General features: G+C 67.0%; 19 protein-coding genes. 14 read left to right on the top strand and 5 right to left on the bottom strand.

All coding sequences use genetic code 11. The annotated features are described in order from the left end of the window. Nucleotides 1–6 precede the first annotated feature (6 nt). A complete protein-coding gene (locus BN4346_RS33205) occupies nt 7–798 on the bottom strand; it encodes an electron transfer flavoprotein subunit beta/FixA family protein (RefSeq protein ID WP_067971250.1) in 792 nt (263 codons plus the stop codon). A 196-nt stretch (nt 799–994) separates the two neighbouring features. Here BN4346_RS33205 and BN4346_RS33200 point away from each other — a divergent pair, with 196 nt between their 5' ends. The 7 genes from BN4346_RS33200 to BN4346_RS33170 all read left to right on the top strand — a co-directional run bounded on the left by BN4346_RS33200 (nt 995) and on the right by BN4346_RS33170 (nt 7,500). Then, nucleotides 995–1,786: a class I SAM-dependent methyltransferase gene (locus BN4346_RS33200; protein WP_067971248.1), complete on the top strand. Its 792-nt coding sequence runs from the start codon at nt 995–997 to the stop codon at nt 1,784–1,786. After that, nucleotides 1,783–3,327: a 1,4-alpha-glucan branching protein domain-containing protein gene (locus tag BN4346_RS33195; protein WP_067971247.1), complete on the top strand. Its 1,545-nt coding sequence runs from the start codon at nt 1,783–1,785 to the stop codon at nt 3,325–3,327. The genes BN4346_RS33200 and BN4346_RS33195 overlap by 4 nt, the downstream gene beginning before the upstream one ends. 106 nt (nt 3,328–3,433) lie before the next feature. Then, entirely contained in the window at nt 3,434–4,678 is a 1,245-nt protein-coding gene (locus tag BN4346_RS33190; RefSeq protein WP_067971244.1) for a glycosyltransferase family 4 protein, read from the top strand. Nucleotides 4,679–4,870: 192 nt separating this feature from the next. Further along, the gene (locus BN4346_RS33185) at nt 4,871–5,209 is read left to right on the top strand and encodes a hypothetical protein (RefSeq protein ID WP_154677582.1); all 339 of its coding nucleotides are present in this window, start codon (nt 4,871–4,873) and stop codon (nt 5,207–5,209) included. 3 nt (nt 5,210–5,212) lie between these two features. Then, nucleotides 5,213–6,475, top strand: a complete 1,263-nt coding sequence (locus BN4346_RS33180) for a C40 family peptidase (protein WP_067971241.1) — start codon at nt 5,213–5,215, stop codon at nt 6,473–6,475. Between the two features lie 19 nt (nt 6,476–6,494). Next, nucleotides 6,495–7,124, top strand: coding sequence for a sensor domain-containing protein (locus BN4346_RS33175; RefSeq protein ID WP_067971240.1), 630 nt, complete (start codon nt 6,495–6,497; stop codon nt 7,122–7,124). Then, nucleotides 7,111–7,500 carry a hypothetical protein gene (locus BN4346_RS33170; protein WP_067971239.1) on the top strand — a complete coding sequence of 130 codons (390 nt, stop codon included), beginning with the start codon at nt 7,111–7,113 and terminating at the stop codon, nt 7,498–7,500. The genes BN4346_RS33175 and BN4346_RS33170 overlap by 14 nt, the downstream gene beginning before the upstream one ends. Here BN4346_RS33170 and BN4346_RS33165 read toward each other — a convergent pair. Together BN4346_RS33165 and BN4346_RS33160 are read right to left on the bottom strand one after the other, a co-directional pair. After that, nucleotides 7,497–7,820: a TfoX/Sxy family protein gene (locus BN4346_RS33165; protein WP_067971235.1), complete on the bottom strand. Its 324-nt coding sequence runs from the start codon at nt 7,818–7,820 to the stop codon at nt 7,497–7,499. The two genes, BN4346_RS33170 and BN4346_RS33165, sit on opposite strands and share 4 nt — an antisense overlap. Next, nucleotides 7,820–8,095 carry an alpha/beta fold hydrolase gene (locus BN4346_RS33160; RefSeq protein ID WP_067971234.1) on the bottom strand — a complete coding sequence of 92 codons (276 nt, stop codon included), beginning with the start codon at nt 8,093–8,095 and terminating at the stop codon, nt 7,820–7,822. Before BN4346_RS33160 ends, BN4346_RS33165 begins: the two co-directional genes overlap by 1 nt. Before the next feature lie 60 nt (nt 8,096–8,155). Between BN4346_RS33160 and BN4346_RS33150 the strand changes: the two genes are divergently transcribed. The 4 genes from BN4346_RS33150 (at nt 8,156) to BN4346_RS33140 (ending at nt 10,743) form a co-directional block, all read left to right on the top strand. Next, nucleotides 8,156–8,803 (top strand): winged helix-turn-helix transcriptional regulator, encoded by a 648-nt coding sequence (locus BN4346_RS33150; protein WP_067972311.1) that lies wholly within the window; start codon nt 8,156–8,158, stop codon nt 8,801–8,803. Between the two features lie 110 nt (nt 8,804–8,913). Beyond that, the gene (locus BN4346_RS33145) at nt 8,914–9,558 is read left to right on the top strand and encodes an LLM class flavin-dependent oxidoreductase (protein ID WP_235653607.1); all 645 of its coding nucleotides are present in this window, start codon (nt 8,914–8,916) and stop codon (nt 9,556–9,558) included. Then, nucleotides 9,519–9,860, top strand: a complete 342-nt coding sequence (locus BN4346_RS48955; protein WP_235653606.1) for a hypothetical protein — start codon at nt 9,519–9,521, stop codon at nt 9,858–9,860. The genes BN4346_RS33145 and BN4346_RS48955 overlap by 40 nt, the downstream gene beginning before the upstream one ends. Nucleotides 9,861–9,897: 37 nt before the next feature. Beyond that, nucleotides 9,898–10,743, top strand: a complete 846-nt coding sequence (locus tag BN4346_RS33140) for a class I SAM-dependent methyltransferase (RefSeq protein WP_067971233.1) — start codon at nt 9,898–9,900, stop codon at nt 10,741–10,743. Nucleotides 10,744–11,091: 348 nt separating this feature from the next. Here BN4346_RS33140 and BN4346_RS33135 read toward each other — a convergent pair whose 3' ends face one another. Continuing rightward, nucleotides 11,092–11,829, bottom strand: a complete 738-nt coding sequence (locus BN4346_RS33135; RefSeq protein ID WP_067971232.1) for an acyltransferase — start codon at nt 11,827–11,829, stop codon at nt 11,092–11,094. Between the two features lie 128 nt (nt 11,830–11,957). On the opposite strand from BN4346_RS33135, the gene BN4346_RS33130 reads away from it, so the two are divergent. The 3 genes from BN4346_RS33130 to BN4346_RS33120 all read left to right on the top strand — a co-directional run bounded on the left by BN4346_RS33130 (nt 11,958) and on the right by BN4346_RS33120 (nt 15,694). After that, complete coding sequence (locus BN4346_RS33130) at nt 11,958–13,220, top strand: outer membrane protein assembly factor BamB family protein (protein WP_067972306.1); 1,263 nt, start codon at nt 11,958–11,960, stop codon at nt 13,218–13,220. A gap of 109 nt (nt 13,221–13,329) precedes the next feature. After that, entirely contained in the window at nt 13,330–14,076 is a 747-nt protein-coding gene (locus BN4346_RS33125) for a maleylpyruvate isomerase family mycothiol-dependent enzyme (RefSeq protein WP_067971229.1), read from the top strand. A gap of 139 nt (nt 14,077–14,215) precedes the next feature. Further along, on the top strand, nt 14,216–15,694 hold the full coding sequence (locus BN4346_RS33120) for an HNH endonuclease signature motif containing protein (RefSeq protein ID WP_078058626.1): 1,479 nt from the start codon (nt 14,216–14,218) through the stop codon (nt 15,692–15,694). A gap of 80 nt (nt 15,695–15,774) precedes the next feature. On the opposite strand, the gene BN4346_RS33115 is transcribed toward BN4346_RS33120, so the two are convergent. Next, entirely contained in the window at nt 15,775–16,473 is a 699-nt protein-coding gene (locus BN4346_RS33115) for an esterase (protein WP_067971227.1), read from the bottom strand. Between the last annotated feature and the right edge of the window lie 2 nt (nt 16,474–16,475).

Raw genomic sequence — 16,475 nt, 5'->3', positions numbered from 1 at the left:
GATCGCCTAGATGATCTTCTGGCCGACCAGGTACTCGGCGATCTTGGTGCCGCCGTCGCCCTCGTCGGTCACCTTCTCGCCGGCGGTCTTCGGCGGCTTCGGCGTCGAAGCGGTCACCTTGGAGCCGGCGTTGGCGACACCCACCTCGTCGGCCTCGACCCCGATCTCGGCCAGGGTGAGCACGGTGACTTCCTTCTTCTTGGCGGCCATGATGCCCTTGAAGGACGGGAAACGCGGCTCGTTGATCTTCTCGTTGACACTCACCACCGCCGGCAGCGAGGCCTCCAGGCTGAACACACCGTCGTCGGTCTCACGCTCACCGGTGACCTTGCCGCCCTCGACGGTCAGCTTGCGCAGGTGGGTCAGCTGCGGCAGGCCGAGGTATTCGGCGATGATCGCCGGAACCGCACCGCCGACACCGTCGGTCGACTCGTTGCCGGCGATGACCAGCTCGGTGCCCTCGATGGCGCCCAGCGCCCGGGCCAGCGCCCAGCCGGTCTGGACGACGTCGGAACCCTTCATGCCGTCGTCCAGGATGTGCACGGCCTTGTCGGCCCCCATCGACAGCGCCTTGCGGATCGCCTCGGTGGCCCGCTCGGGTCCGGCGGTCAGCACGGTGACCGTGCCCTCCGCACCTTCCTTCTCGCGGATCAGCAATGCTTCTTCGACGGCCCGCTCGTTGATCTCATCGAGCACGGCGTCGGCGGCGTCACGGTCCAGCGTGAAGTCACCATCGGTGAGCTTGCGTTCCGACCAGGTGTCTGGGACCTGTTTGATCAGGACCACGATGTTCGTCATGAGTGTGGTTCGTCCTCCTCGAAGGGGTCCTGCAGCGGCGGGCCACAAGACTTCGGTAGCGATTCACGCAGCCGCACGAGAATGTTACTCACCGGTAACTTAGTGCGGTTCGCGTGTACAGCGTAGCGGGTCGTGATAATGCCATGTGGGGTAGCCGGTTCGCGGACCGTGCTATTCGCGTTAGCCTGCCTGTGCGATGAAATCTACTGACGGCCCCGACTCCCCCGCAGACACCACCTTGATGCTGACGGGCGAGCGCACCATTCCCGGACTCGACGTCGAGAACTACTGGTTCCGCCGTCACGAGGTGGTCTACCAACAGCTGGCGCCGCGCTGCAGCCGCCGCGACGTCCTGGAGGCCGGCTGCGGCGAGGGGTACGGCGCCGATCTGATCTCGCAAGTGGCGCGACGGGTGATCGGGCTGGACTACGACGACGCCGCGGTGGCGCACGTCCGGGACCGCTACCCGCGGGTGGAGGCCGTCCAGGGCAATCTGGCCGACCTGCCGCTGCCCGACGGCAGCGTTGACGTCGTCGTCAACTTCCAGGTCATCGAGCATCTCTGGGACCAGCCACAGTTCATCGCCGAATGCGCCCGGGTGCTGCGGCCGGGCGGGCTGCTGATGGTGTCGACCCCGAACCGGATCACCTTCTCCCCCGGCCGCGACACCCCGATCAACCCCTTCCACACCCGCGAACTCAACGCCGCCGAGCTCACCGAACTGCTGGTCGACGCCCGCTTTGTCATGGACGCCATGCTCGGGGTCTTCCACGGGCCGGTGTTGCAGGAGATGGACGCCCGGCACGGCGGCTCGATCATCGACGCCCAGATCGCCCGGGCGGTCGCCGATGCGCCTTGGCCGCCCGCACTGCTGGCCGATGTCGCGGCTGTCACCAGCGAAGATTTCGACATCCTGGATGCCGCGGAACGCGATAGCCCGGATATCAACGACAGCCTGGATCTGGTGGCGATCGCGGTGCGCCCGTGAGCGACGAACCCAACGGCTCGGTGCCGGGGCTGTTCACCCTGGTGCTGCACACCCATCTGCCCTGGCTGGCCCACCACGGCCGCTGGCCGGTCGGCGAGGAATGGCTCTACCAATCGTGGTCGGCGGCCTATCTGCCGCTGGTGCGAGTGCTGCGGACGCTGGCCGCCGAGGGCCGCCGCAACCTGCTCACCCTCGGGGTGACGCCGGTGGTCGCCGCCCAGCTCGACGACCCGTACTGCCTGGACGGCATGCACCACTGGCTGGCGAACTGGCAGCTGCGCGCCACCCAGGCCACCACCCTGGCCGACATCCGCGCATTCGGGCTGCACGAGTGCGCCGCGGCCGAGCAGGCGCTCGAGGAGTTCGCGCTGCTGTGGCGGCACGGCGCCAGCCCGTTGCTGCGCGAGCTGGTGCAGGCCGAAACGGTGGAACTGCTCGGCGGCCCGCTGGCGCATCCGTTCCAGCCGTTGCTGGCGCCGCGGCTGCGTGAGTTCGCGCTGCGCGAGGGCCTCGCTGACGCCCGGGCCCGGCTGGCCCACACCCCGACCGGGATCTGGGCTCCCGAATGCGCCTACGCACCCGGCCTCGAGGACGGCTATGCCGCCGCGGGGGTCTCGCACTTCATGGTGGACGGCCCGTCGCTGCACGGCGACACCGCACTGGGCCGCCCGGTCGGCGACACCGACGTGATCGCGTTCGGCCGCGACCTGGCGGTCAGCTATCGGGTGTGGTCGCCGAAGTCGGGCTACCCGGGGCACGCCGCCTACCGGGATTTCCACACCTACGACCACCGCACCGGCCTCAAGCCGTCCCGGGTCACCGGACGCAACGTCGCCCCCGAGCAGAAAGCGCCGTATGACCCGCGGCGTGCCGACGCCGCGATCGACGCCCACGTCGCCGACTTCGTCGAGGTGGTCCGCAAACGCCTGCTGGCCGAGTCCGAGCGGATCGGGCGCCCGGCACACGTGGTCGCCGCCTTCGACACCGAGCTGTTCGGCCACTGGTGGCACGAGGGGCCGCAGTGGCTGGCCCGGGTGTTGCGCGCGCTGCCGGAGGCCGGTGTTGCCGTCGGGACACTGTCGGATGCGATCAACGCCGGGTTCGTCGGTGACGCCGTCGAACTGCCGCCGGGCTCATGGGGTTCCGGCAAGGACTGGAAGGTGTGGTCCGGGGCGAAGGTCGCCGACCTGGTGCAGCTCAACGCCGAGGTGGTCGACACCGCGCTGAGCGCCGTCGACAAGGCGCTGTCGCAGGCTGCGTCGCCCTCGGGCCCCGTCCCCCGCGACCGGGTCGCCGACCAGATCCTGCGGGAGGCGCTGCTCACGGTGTCCAGCGACTGGCCGTTCATGGTCAGCAAGGACTCTGCCGCCGACTACGCCCGGCACCGGGCGAATCTGCACGCCCACGCCACCCGGGAGATCGCCGACGCGCTGGCGGGATCGTCCGGGCCCCACCGCTCCGCCGCGCAGCGCCTGGCCGAGGGCTGGAATCGGGCCGACGGTCTGTTCGGCGCGCTGGATGCCCGTAGGCTGCCACGGTGACCCCCGTCCAGCGGACCCCACTCCCGCACGAGCGTGCGCAAACCCGGTGTTTGCCTCGGCGTGTCGGCCGGGGACACGCACGCTCGCCGGAGAATGGACCAACCGCGTGAAGATCCTGATGGTGTCGTGGGAGTACCCCCCGGTGGTGATCGGCGGGCTCGGCCGGCACGTCCACCACCTGTCGACCGCGCTGGCCGCGGCCGGGCACGACGTCGTCGTGCTGTGCCGGCGCCCCTCCGGCACCGACCCGAGCACCCACCCGTCGTCCGACGAGATCAGCGAGGGCGTGCGGGTGGTCGCCGCGGCGCAGGATCCGCACGAATTCTCCTTCGGCGCAGACATGATGGCCTGGACGCTGGCGATGGGCCACTCCATGGTGCGCGCCGGACTGTCGGTGAAGACCGACGGCGGCCAGACCCTGTGGCGTCCCGATCTGGTGCACGCCCACGACTGGCTGGTGGCGCACCCGGCGATCGCACTGGCCGAATTCTATGATGTCCCTTTGGTTTCCACGATTCACGCCACCGAGGCCGGCCGGCACTCCGGCTGGGTGTCGGGCGCACTGAGCCGCCAGGTGCACGCGGTGGAATCGTGGCTGGTGCGTGAATCCGATTCGCTGATCACCTGTTCGGCCTCCATGCGCGACGAGATCAGCGACCTGTTCGGCCCCGGGCTGGCCGAGACCACCGTGATCCGCAACGGGATCGACGCGGCCCGTTGGCCTTTCGAGCATCGCCGGCCGCGCACCGGGCCGCCGGAGCTGGCGTTCGTCGGCCGGCTGGAATACGAGAAGGGCGTGCACGACGCCATCGCGGCGTTGCCGCGGATCCGGCGCGCCCACCCGGGAACTACGCTGACCATCGCCGGCGACGGCACCCAGCAGGACTGGCTGATCGAGTGCGCCCGAAAGCACCGGGTACTCAAGGCGACCCGGTTCGTCGGGCGGCTGGACCACGAGGAATTGCTGGCATTGCTACACCGGGCCGACGCCGCGGTGCTGCCCAGCCACTACGAGCCGTTCGGTTTAGCGGCACTGGAGGCCGCTGCTGCCGGAACCCCGCTGGTGGTAGCAGGCGTGGGCGGGCTGGGCGAGGCCGTGATCGACGGCGAAACCGGCGTGTCCTGCCCGCCGCGCGACGTGCCCGCCCTGGCCTCCGCGGTGTGCAGCGTGCTCGACGACCCCGCCGCCGCCCAGCGCCGCGCCGTGGCCGCCCGGGACCGGCTGTCCGCCGACTTCGACTGGCACACCGTCGCCGATCAGACCGCCCAGGTGTACCTGGCCGCCAAGCGCCGCGAGCGGGAACCGCAGCCGCGTCGGCCGATCATCGAGCACGCGCTGCCGGACCGGTAGGCCCGGCAAGATGACAAGTCGCGCCGCGATCCTGTGCAGCTGCGGCACCCCCCGGGCTGTCGAGGAGTTCGCGCCGTGCCGGACCGCGGTGCCGTCGGTGGCCGAGTAGCTGGACGGCACGGCCCCGTTCTTTTGCGTGACTTACCGGTCTGTTGTTAGCTTTCTGCCTGGCGTATCAACAGGGGTGTGGGTGTGGCTGCGGTTCCGATCGATCCGGCGACGATTTCGGTTCGTCCGGCGGTGTTGGATGCCCAGGGTGTTCGGGTGGGTGAGGTTACCGATGTGGCGTGCAGGTTCGCGGGCCGTCATGCCGGGTGGCTGCAGGAGTGTGCCACGGCGTGGGCGGGTCAGTCCGCGGTAGCGCTGACGCAGTTGAGTGCGCACTGGGAGGCCACCGATGCGCGGTTGCATGCTCGGGTGTCTGGGTTGGCTGCGGCGATGCGCGACGGTGGCCGCCATTTCATGGCAATGGAGGACGAGCACGCCCGGATGTTCGCCGCGCTGACTGCCCGGGGATCGGGCGGGTCGTAGCCGATGGCGATCACCACCGACGGTATTGAGAAGTGGGATCTGCAGATCCTGGACACGGTGTTCGAGATCGCCACCGAGCGTGCGGCCCGTAAGGCTGATTTCGGTGCGGCGCTCGGTGATTCCGGTGACCAACTGCGGGACTGGCAGGGCAAGTCCGGGGATGCGTTTCGGCTGGACTTGGGTCGCCACCGCGCCGACATCGACGATGATCAGGCCGACGCGACGGCGATCGCCACCGCGTTCTACAACGCCCGCAATGAGGTAGCGGCCTGCAAGACCGAATGGTCGTCGATCAAATCGATGGCAGCCAGCAACAATTGGTCGATCAGCCCGACCGGGCAACTCAGCGGGCAGGTCAGCTCCGAGCGGCGCAGCACCTTCGACACCCTGCAGCGCCGGCTGACCACACTGATGGCCGAGGCCGACCGGACCGACCGTGACCTGGCCACCGCTATCCGCGCCGTGGTCGGTGACACCAAAGTCAATGCCCAGGGACACCAATTACCTTCGGCGCGTGCGACTCCGAATACCGTTCCCGGACCGCACGCGGGAGATCCGGGATACCAGAGTGGACAGTCGCCGACGCTGGCCGGTTCCCCAGCCGACTCTCCGAGTATGCAGGTGCCTCCCGGGTCGTCGGACAAGGTGACGTTGGCTGACAACCCTCCGGGCTATACAGGTGGGCCCGGCCCGGCTCGTGATAAGGCCTGGCAGGATTACTTATCACAAAGGAGCGGGGCGTCTAGTGGCACAATTACTCCGGGCATGGTATTACCGAACCCGGATGCCGTATCGGACCCCGGCCTGAAAACTGTTGACGCTGCTGCCAAACAGCAAGGTGTCTCGTATGCCTGGGGTGGTGGGCACCTCGAAGGTACCACCGGGGCCTCGCGTGGCTGGCCCGAGAAGGGTGACAGGTCGGAAACGTTCCAGGACGGCAATCGCATCGGCTTTGACTGTGCTGGCCTGGCACGATTCGCTGCCTCCGAAGGCCATGGCGGGCTAGACATCAGCAAAGGCAATCTCGGCAACACTGTCGGACAGTATGGGGCGTTGACGACTCCGGGCGGCGGCGGCAAGGTCGTCTCCGATGCTGAACTCAAACCTGGCGACTTGATCTATTTCGGGTCACCCGGCCACTCGGAGCACGTGGCGGTGTATGCCGGGAACGGGTTGGTTGTCCAAGCCCATCAGTCGGGGGAGCCCGTGGAGGTCAGTCCATTTGACATCAATTGGCAGCATCGATCAGTTCACATCGGAGACTAGGAGAGTAGGCGCCCGGAAAATGCGAGCCCCCTCGAGTCGAACCACCTCTGTTACTGTCGCAGTTTGCGCTGCACTCGTTGCTCTGGCCGGCTGCAACAGCCACGGAAGCGGTGTCACCGCGAACGCGACACCATCTGCATCGATTGACGCCGGCGATCTGACTATCGGCGTCGCAGATGTCCGCCGCATCACCGGCTTCGATGACCTCACTGCCGACCCGCGGTTCGACGCGAGTAGGCCGGACAATCTCGACGCCGATGCGCCAACTGCATGTCGCGTCGTCTTTAATCAGCAGGCCGCGTTTGGCGACGGGTGGAAGCAATTCCATTCTGTCAGGTTCAGCGGCGCCAGCAACCGCGGCGTCAAGCAAGCGGTTGGCGTCTACGCGGATGCTGTTGCCGCGCAACACGCTTTCGAGGGCATCGTGTCCGACCTGGCAGCATGTTCTGCGCTCCATGCTGATGGGTACGGATTCACGCTGCAACGGCCGGACCCGTCGACCGTCGCCGTCTGTTTCGAGGTCTGCCGCGTAACGTATCGCTGGAAGGCGTCGGTATTGATCGATGTGTCCGTCCAGCACTTCTCCGACTCAGAGCGGATATCGAATGAAGTGGTGCAAGCTATCGCGGACCGCATTGACGCTGCGTGATCATCAGAGCCGCGTTGACGGCTCGGCTGATAACCGCCACCAGGAAACCCAGCCGCACATCGATTCGCCAACCAATGTCCGGGTCGATCACTCGGTGGAGACGATCTTGGTGGAGACCAAGCGGGCGACGGCGACCGCATCGTCGCTCGTGGCTGCGGTTCCGATCGATCCGGCGACGATGTCGGTTCGTCCGGCGGTGTTGGATGCCCAGGGTGTTCGGGTAGCGATCCCCTTCCTCTCCCCTCGGCCTGCCTACCCCGGCGACGCGGTGCTCGAGCCCGGACAAAGTGGCGTCACCAGTTCGGTGAATGGTGACCATTACCGCGAATCCACCCACGTTGTGTTAGGCGGCCGCGGCGCAGCAGTCTCACTCTAAGCGCCTGTCGCGGAAGCGATTCCGATGTCGATCCAGTAGCTGAGCCGACGCGGGGAACGCAGGTGTTCGCCGTCGATGTGGACCCAGCCCCGCATGGTCCGCCCGCCCATCGCCATGTGCTGCGCGGCAGTGGTTTTCAGCAGCTTTTCGGCGCGTTGAGCGCCGACGCGCACCAGCAGGCCGTCGGCCATGGCGGCGACCGCGATCTTGCCGGCGACCATAAATGCCAAGCCCCCGAACATCGCCTTCTCAAAGACCGGCGGGCCGCCGGCGGCGAAGATCTCCCGCACCCTCGCCGCCAGTTGCGCGTCGTAAGCCACTATGGCCCCGACGGTGTGTGCCAGTCGCGGATCGCCGCCACGAAATGCTCGGAGGCATCGGAGGGGACGAAATGGCCGGCGCCGTTGCCGATCACGGTCTGCTGATCTGTGAGGGCCTGTTCCCAGCGCCGCAGTTCGTTGTCCCCGAACGCGAAATCACCGTCGCCCCAGATGATCAGCATCGAATGGACGAGATTCCCGCCGACGTCGACGAACCGGCTCTGAAACGGCAACATCTGGTCGTCGACCCAAGCGGGTCGCTGCGCAACAGTCATGCCGTTCCCTTCGTTGACTTGATATAATCACCTTTGGTTTAGATTAACAAGTAGGTGATGATGAGTCGAGACTACGGCCAGTACTGCGGGCTGGCCCGGGCCCTGGATGTGGTGGGTGACCGCTGGAACCTGTTGATCGTCCGCCAGCTCCTACTGGGCCCCGCCCGCTACGGCGAACTGCGCGACGGGCTGTCCGGCATCGCGACCAACCTGCTCACCGACCGGCTCCGCGATCTGGAGACCGCCGGCGTGGTCGAGCGGCGATTGTCCGGCGGCGCGGTCGCCTACGCGCTCACCGCCTGGGGTGAACAACTCCGGGAACCCATCTACGCCCTGGTCCGCTGGTCGACGCCGCTGATGATCCGCGGACCCCAGGGCGACGAGTTCCGTTCCGAATGGCTGTTCGTCGCACTTCCGGCGCTGTTCGCCGGCCGCGTGCCGGCGGATCGGACCGCGGTGGTGGGGATCGCCGTGGACGGCCTGATGGTGCAGTTGCGAGCCACCGGGTCTGGCATCGAGGCCGAGCCGCCCGACGGGCGTGACCTCGACGCGGTGCTGCACACCGAGGCGCCTCTCGCCCTCGGGCTCGCGGCAGGCGTGTTGTCGCTCGATGATGTCGCCGCGCTGGTCGAGATCGACGGCGAGGCAGCTGCGTTGCGCGCCTTCTTCGCGCCTACGGCGACGCCGAATACCTCGGCCGGTGCGTGATAACCCGTTGCAGCACATCGATATCGGGTGGTACGGCGATCAGCGGCGTTATGAATCGCCGGATCTCGTCATGCGCTACGGTGTCGCCCAGGAGGTGACCGGTCCGTCCCATGGCATTATTGAGCGCGCTGCGCCTGAACATGACCAACGTCCCCGGCGCCGGGAATGCCGACCGGTATCGGGCGGCGCTGGAGATGGCGTCCTACGCCGACGCCCATGGCGTCACCGCCGTCGGCTGCGAAGAGCATCATCTCGCGGCTACCGGATGGCTGCCCACCCCCCTGTTGCTGGCCGCGGCCGTCGCGGGCCGCACGACGAGCATCCGCATCAGCATCAATGCGCTGCTGGTGCCGCTGTATGACCCGGTGCGTCTTGCCGAGGACATTGCGGTTCTCGATCAGCTGTCCGCTGGACGAGTCAGTTTCGTAGCCGGAATCGGTTACCGCCCAGAGGAATATCACGCCGTCGGTAAGGACTTCCGGCGGCGTGGGCGGTTGATGGACGAATGTCTCGACGTGCTGCTCAAAGCCTGGCGCGACGAGCCGTTTGGGTACCACGGCCAGTTGATCGATGTGACGCCCAAGCCGTATTCCAAACCGCATCCGGTGTTCTTCATCGGCGGGATGAGCGCCGCGGCAGCTCGCCGGGCGGCCCGGTTCGGGAAATCGAAGCGGTGTATCGGGATGAACTGGCGCGCAACGGCAAACAGGGATTTGTGTTCTGTCCCGAAAACGGCAACACCGTCACGCATCTGACCACCGACCCGGAGGCGACGTGGGCCCGCTGCAGCGACCATTTCCTGCACGAGGCAACCGAATACTCCTCGTGGGCGGTGCCGGGAGTGCCTCGCCCCAACGAGAGCCCAGCCGCCACGATCGCCGAGCTGCGCACGTCGGCCAAGGTCGAAGTGCTGACCCCAGAAGACCTGATAGCGCAGTGTCGCGCCGGCCGCACCGGGGTGACCCTGCACCCGTTGATCGGCGGGCTGCCGCTCGACGAGGGCTGGGAGAGCCTGCGGCTGCTGGTCGAGCGGGTGCTGCCCGCACTGAAGCCCTGATCGGGACAGGCCGGCCCAACGGTGTTCTCCGACTACCATGGGCGCGATGGACCGTCCAGCCGAATCCAAAGTCGACGCCAGTGCGCTGAATGGAGTTTCGGAAACCGCCCTGATGACGCTCAACGGACGGGCATATCAAGCGACGCACTCCGACGCCATCATCGATGATCCGGAGGCGATTCGACTCGTCGGGTCCATCGCCTTCGACTTCGACAAGTTCGGACGTCGCGGCCAGGAGATGGCGTTGCGGTCACTGGCCGTTGATCGATGCGCGACGACCTATCTGCAGGAGCGCCCTGATGCGACGGTTGTCGCGCTTGCCGAGGGCTTCCAAACCAGCTTCTGGCGCTTGAACGCTGCTTTGACAGATCCGCGATTCAATTGGTTATCAGTGGATTTGGAGCCTGTGATGCGGCTTCGCGAACAGTTGCTGCCAACGTCACCGCGCATCACCAATCTCGCGCAGTCGGCGTTGGACTACAGCTGGATGGCACACGTCGACTCCAGCGCCGGCGTCTTCATCACCGCCGAAGGCCTGCTGATGTATTTGCAACCGCGCCAGGCGATGGACCTGATCGCGGCGTGCGCCGATCGTTTCCCCGGCGGTCAGATGTTCTTCGATGTCCCACCGACGCTCGTCAAGAGACTGGCTCCACGCGGGATGCGTTCATCCAGGCACTATCGCGTGCCCCCGATGCCGTTCAGCCTGTCGGCGCGTCAGCTCGCCGGACTGACCGGGACGGTGCCGGGTATCAGCGCCGTGCACGATGTGCCGATGCCGAAGGGGCGCGGCCTGTTCTTCGGAACGTTGTTTCCGGCCTTCTGGCAGTGGGGACCCACGAAGAACTTTCGGGGCGCCTATACGCTCCTTGAGTTCGGCTGAGAACTCCGAGCAGGGGTGAATGCTCGGCCCGGATACGTCGGCGGCCGTCTGGCGATCGAGACACACTAGTCCTGATCAGGTTCGCGCAACAGTTCGGGAATGTCACGACGCTGATGCAGGACACGCAGAACATCGATATGGGCGCCGCGCTCGATGTACGTAACGGTAAACGGGAAGTGTTCCAAGGTCTTTCCACCTAAGCCCGGAACATCGAGCTCGTAGCCGTAGCGGGGAGAACCGATACCGTTCCACGAATTCTTTGAGTGAATCGGGTAGCGAGATGTTCATGGTGCCCATCGAGAAATGCCAATGACCCATGACAAATTTTGTCAAAGAACTACTCGGCCGTCAGTGCGCGGCCTTCTTGCGCTCGATGTCGGCCAGCGCCGCGGCCAGCTCGGCCCGCTCGGCGGCCGAGGTCTCCCAGGCCAGTTTGCGATTCTTGACCACCTTGGCCGGCGCCCCCACCGCGATGGAGTAGTCCGGGATGACGCCCTTGACCACGGCGTGAGCGCCCAGGACACAGCCCCGGCCGATGCTGGTGTCGCGCAGGATGGTGACCTTGGCCGCGATCCAGGTGTCCGGCCCGATCCGCACCGGGCTCTTGATGATGCCCTGGTCTTTGATCGGCACGTTGATGTCGTCCATCTTGTGGTCGAAGTCGCAGACGTAGCACCAGTCGGCCATCAGCACCGAATCCCCGAGCTCGATGTCGAGATAGGTGTTGATGACGTTGTCACGGCCCAGCACCACTTTGTCGCCGAATCGCAGGGAGCCTTCGTGCGCCCGGATGGTGTTCTTGTCGCCGATGTGCACCCACCGGCCGATCTCCATGTACGACATCTCCGGGGTGGCCTGGATCTCCACTCCCTTGCCCAGAAAGACCATGCCGCGGGTGACGATGTGCGGGTTGGCCAGCTTGAACTTCAGCAGCCGCCAGTAGCGCACCAGATACCAGGGTGTGTAGGCCCGATTGGCCAGCACCCAGCGCAGCGAGGCCAGCGTGAGGAATTTGGCCTGGCGCGGATCGCGCAGCCGCGAACCCCGCCAGCGCTTGTGGATCGGAGCGCCCCACATGGTCGTCATGGCCGGAAAGCCTACGCGAGCGGACTCCCGCCACGCGCTACCCTCACCTGGACTCGTTCACCACACCCGGCCGAGGATTGGGGATTGCCACTGTGTTGCGGCGACGTGGGGTCCTGGCCGGAATCGCAATGCTGGCGGTGGCAGGGCTTCTGGGCGGTTGCGCCAACACCGATTCGTGGGTGGATGCCGCCCCCGCACCGGGCTGGCCCGCCCCCTACGCCGACGCCGCCAACAGCAGCTTCACCGCCACGGCGGGGGCCAGGGACCTGCAACTGGACTGGGTGCGCTCGGTCAAGGGCGAATTGGGCGCCGGGCCCGCGCTGGGCGCCAACGGCTGGATGATGCTCAACGCCCAGACCGAGGCCGGCTGCTCGTTGATGCAGTGGGAGAACGCCGACCACGGCCGCCAACGCTGGTGCACCCGGTTGCATCAGGGCGGCGGGTTCTTCGGCGCGCTCTTCGACGGTTTCGACAACGTCTACGTCGGCCAGCCGGGTGCCATGCTGTCGTTTCCGCCCACGCAGTGGATCCGCTGGCGCGCACCGGTGATCGGGATGCCCTCGACACCGCGAATCCTCGGTGACGGCCTGCTGCTGGTGGTAACACACCTGGGTCAGGTGCTGGTTTTCGACACCCACCGCGGCACCGTCGTCGGCACCCCGCTGGACCTGGTGGACGGCGTCGACCCGACCGACTATCGCCGCGGACTGTCCGACTGCGCCCCCGCCCGACCGGACTGCCCGGTGGCCGCCGCCCCCGCGTTCTCCCCGGCGAGCAACACCGTGGTGGTGAACCTGTGGCAGCCGGGCGCCAAGGAGGCCGTACTGGTCGGCCTCAAATATCACCGGGGCGGCACCCCGCTGCTCACCCAGGAGTGGACCAGCGACGCCGTCGCCGCCGGGGTGCTGTCCAGCCCGGTGCTGTCCGCCGATGGTTCGACCGTCTACGTCAACGGGCGCGACCAACGGCTGTGGGCGATCGACGCCGCCGACGGCAAGACCAAATGGTCGGTGCCGCTGAAGTTCCTGGCGCAAACCCCACCGGCGGTGACGCCCGACGGGTTGATCGTGTCAGGCGGCGGCCCGGACACCGAGCTGGTGGCCTTCGCCGACCGCGGCGAGCACGCCGAGCAACTGTGGCGCCGCGAGGACGCCGCTCCGCTGTCCTCCTCGAGCCTGGCCGGAAAGGTCGGCTACACCGTTGCCGCCGGCACCAGTGTGGGCCCGGCCGGCTTGTCGTTGCTGGTGTTCGACCCGGCCGACGGCCACACCATCAACAGCTATCCGCTGCCCGAGTCACGCGGGTTTCCGGTCGGCGTGGCAGTCGGCCGCGACCGGCGGGTAGTGGTGGCCACCAGTGCCGGTCAGGTGTTCAGCTTCGCCCCCGCCTAGCGCGAATCAGCGTCCAGCCCCGACGTCAACCCCCCGCCAGCCCGTGCCGGATTTAGCGTTACTTTAGAGTACATTTACTTTTCTTATTTTTGCAGTACGGTCGCTCGCCATGGACTCCAGAAACCCCGACGACGAAGCGGCTCCCCGACTTCTGCCCTGCTCTGATGCTGCGACGGCGTACCACCTCATCTACGGACGCATCGATGCGCTGCTTCGCGGCCGTGCTGAGGTCGCCGAGCTGGCGGTGCCGGCCTGCCCCGACTGGACCGTCGGCCAGACGGTCGCCCACCTGGTTGGCGTCGCCCAAGATGTGGTCGTCGCCAACCTGGACGGTGTGGCATCGCCGGCATGGACCCAGGCGCAGATCGAGCGCCTGGGCCGGCACAGTATCGACGAGCTGCTGGACTTGTGGGGCGAGTCGGTCGACCCGGTGGCGACACAACTGGCCCAGGCCACCCCGGAACTGGCCGCCGGGCAGCTCATTTTCGACGTCCTCACCCACGAACACGACATTCGCGGCGCGTTGGGTGAACCGGGCTCGCGGACCGCTGACCTGGGCTACCAGGTCGCGCTCGGATTCTTGACGACGATGTATGACCTGGCCTTCCGGGGCGCCGGCCGAGTTGCCATGCGGCTCACCACCCCGTCGATCGGTACGGTGCGACTCGGCGATCCCGATACCGCGACCGATCAGCTGGCGATCGAGCTCTCCGATTTCGATGCGCTGCGGGCCTTCGGCGGCCGGCGCAGTGTGCGGCAACTGTCAGCGCTGCCCTGGCACGGCGACCCACCGAATCGGCCGCCCGTCGCTCACAACCATGCCATTCAGCCGCCACACGATGACCTCGTCGAATGATCGGATCGCAACCGATGACGGTCTAACAGCATGGCAGTCGGAGACCTCATTGTTCGGTTACGCGTCCAGGTCCGGAGGCATTGACCGTGCCGCCGCTGGGGGGGTTGCGGAGTTCCAATAAACGAGTATGATCGAACATATGTTCGATTTACTCTCGCGACGAGAGGCCGACGCAGCCGGTGCCGCGCCATCGCCCGAGCTTGCTCACGTCACCCCGCCTCCCCCCGCCGCGGACACGCTGCCTGCCCCTTCGGGGAGTTCTGGCACTGTTGATGGCCACCCCGATCTCGATGCGTTCGTCAATCAGCTGATCGACGCCCTGAGTCCTGCCCCCGTTCCCGACGATGACGGCGCGCGGACCCTGTTTCATCTGCTCGACGCCCCCCGCCGGGTGCTCGATGAGCCCCCGCTTCTGGCAGTCCTGGATGCCGCGGTCACCCTGCGTAATCTTCTCGACCATGTGATCGCCTCGGCGGTTGCGGCCTCCGAACGCCTCGGCATCCCCGCGCGCAAGCACCTGCGCTCCGGCGCTGGCCTGCTGACCGGCCTCGGTGTCGCCCCGGCCCCGGCATACCGGTCAGCGCGGGTGGGCCGAGCCGCCCACCTGCTGCCGGCCCTCACCCGGGCCCAACGCCTGGGCGCCGTGGGGATCGAGTTCGCCGACGCGATCGGCAAGGGGATCACACACATCACCAATCGGGTCCCATTGTCCGACGCCGAGCTGGCCCAAGTGGTCACGAAACTGATGGTCCAGACCACCCCGGCCGCGGTGAACAACAAAGCCCGGGCCATCGCCATCGCCACGGCGCCGGCCACACCACCCGACGATACGGTGCCGGTGGCCGAGAACACCGAACTCAACGAGATGACACTGATCCCGGGCGACGACGGCCGGATCACGGGAAGTTTCGACCTCGATGTGCTGACCGGAGAGGAACTGCAGGCGGCGCTGGACCCGTTATGCCGTCCGGTGCCGGCCCCGGACGGATCCCCGGACCCGCGGCCGGCAGCCCGACGCCGCGCCGACGGCTTCGGCCAACTGATACGCCACTACCTATCCGGATCGTCTCGCCCGGCCTCCGGCGGGGTACTGCCACACGTCACCCTGATCCGGCCTCCCACCTCTACCCAGCACGCCGCCGCGACGCCACGAACAGAGCCGGCAGTGGATATGTTGGGATTCACCGGCCCGGTCAGCACCCTGACCGCCGATCTGGTCTCCTGCGACTGCACCCTCGACTCCGTGCACCTCGACGGCAACGGCGCACCCTTAGACGTCGGCCGCAGCCAACGATTGTTTCCCCCCAAGATCCGCAAAGCCCTGACCGTCCGCGACGGCGGATGCGCCTTCCCCGGATGCGGAAAACCGGTGTCATGGTGCGACGCCCACCACATCCGCGCGTGGACCGACAACGGAGTGACCAGCCTCGACAACGGCGTTCTGCTATGCCGACGCCACCACACCCGGATTCACCACAGCAACTGGCAGGTCTACCTCGGCACCGACCGCCACCCCTGGTTCATCCCGCCACCGGACCCGGCACACCCCGACCGCCAGCCCCAACACCTGCGCTCACAAGCACGCCGCACCCTGACGAATCTGCCCACCGCGGCATAACCGGGCAAGACATCACATGTCCCACAACTGAACACGATCATTGACAACTCAACAGCGGGCTGCCCTGCAGATGCGGTAATTCAGATCGCCAGCGCCGGGATCGCCGTGCGCGGCACCTTCACCGAGGTGGCGCCCGCGCTCATCGGCAGCAGCTCGCCGGGGGCGAAGTAGAAGATCACCTCGTCGTTGGTGATGGCGAAGTTCTGGTAGTGCGACGGATCCATTCCCGAACCCGACGAGATCAGGATCGCCGGCACGCCGGTCTGGCGCTCGAGATCGCGCTGGACCACCGGAAAGATGGCCTCCAGCGGCTTGCTGTTGGGCGCGAACAGGGTCTCGAAGGTGATCGGCTTGCGGGTGGCCAGGTCGTAGTTGAAGGACTGGTACCAGGTGGACGGCTGCGGGCCGCCGAGGTCCTGGAAGATCTTGAGCACGACGCTTTGCGTTCCCTTGGGCGCCTGGCCGGAACGGTGCTGCTCGGAGGTGGCGTCCATTTCATAGGGCATGTCGCGCGACCCGGGCGACTTGGCCACGGTCAGGAATCCGTCGCGGTTCTGCACCAGGTAGTCGGTCAGGGTCTGCTGGTCGGGGTAGTCGACCGGGAATTTCATGTCCAGGGTGTAGCTGGCGGTCGAGGCGTGAACGTGGCATTGCCCGGATTCGAGCGTCCCGCCCAGCTCGGCGCAGGGCGACACGGCAGCCACCGAGGGCATGCCCGTCATGCCCAGCCAGCTGCTTACTGCACCGCCCGCCACGAGGGCGGCAACCAGAATGCGCATTG

Source organism: Mycolicibacter icosiumassiliensis, assembly GCF_900078685.2.
GTDB classification, from domain to species: Bacteria; Actinomycetota; Actinomycetes; order Mycobacteriales; family Mycobacteriaceae; genus Mycobacterium; species Mycobacterium icosiumassiliensis.
This window is presented reverse-complemented; position numbering and strand designations above follow the sequence as displayed.

What these genes read in the sequence shown, in the direction of transcription:
- BN4346_RS33135 (WP_067971232.1), bottom strand. Translation starts at nt 11,829, where the DNA reads ATGACGACCATGTGGGGCGCTCCGATCCACAAGCGCTGGCGGGGTTCG.
- BN4346_RS33200 (WP_067971248.1), top strand. Translation starts at nt 995, where the DNA reads ATGAAATCTACTGACGGCCCCGACTCCCCCGCAGACACCACCTTGATG.
- BN4346_RS33160 (WP_067971234.1), bottom strand. Translation starts at nt 8,095, where the DNA reads ATGACTGTTGCGCAGCGACCCGCTTGGGTCGACGACCAGATGTTGCCG.
- BN4346_RS33140 (WP_067971233.1), top strand. Translation starts at nt 9,898, where the DNA reads ATGGGCGCGATGGACCGTCCAGCCGAATCCAAAGTCGACGCCAGTGCG.
- BN4346_RS33115 (WP_067971227.1), bottom strand. Translation starts at nt 16,473, where the DNA reads ATGCGCATTCTGGTTGCCGCCCTCGTGGCGGGCGGTGCAGTAAGCAGC.
- BN4346_RS33145 (WP_235653607.1), top strand. Translation starts at nt 8,914, where the DNA reads ATGGCATTATTGAGCGCGCTGCGCCTGAACATGACCAACGTCCCCGGC.
- BN4346_RS33175 (WP_067971240.1), top strand. Translation starts at nt 6,495, where the DNA reads ATGCGAGCCCCCTCGAGTCGAACCACCTCTGTTACTGTCGCAGTTTGC.
- BN4346_RS33150 (WP_067972311.1), top strand. Translation starts at nt 8,156, where the DNA reads ATGAGTCGAGACTACGGCCAGTACTGCGGGCTGGCCCGGGCCCTGGAT.
- BN4346_RS33125 (WP_067971229.1), top strand. Translation starts at nt 13,330, where the DNA reads ATGGACTCCAGAAACCCCGACGACGAAGCGGCTCCCCGACTTCTGCCC.
- BN4346_RS33180 (WP_067971241.1), top strand. Translation starts at nt 5,213, where the DNA reads ATGGCGATCACCACCGACGGTATTGAGAAGTGGGATCTGCAGATCCTG.
- BN4346_RS33120 (WP_078058626.1), top strand. Translation starts at nt 14,216, where the DNA reads ATGTTCGATTTACTCTCGCGACGAGAGGCCGACGCAGCCGGTGCCGCG.
- BN4346_RS33205 (WP_067971250.1), bottom strand. Translation starts at nt 798, where the DNA reads ATGACGAACATCGTGGTCCTGATCAAACAGGTCCCAGACACCTGGTCG.
- BN4346_RS33130 (WP_067972306.1), top strand. Translation starts at nt 11,958, where the DNA reads ATGCTGGCGGTGGCAGGGCTTCTGGGCGGTTGCGCCAACACCGATTCG.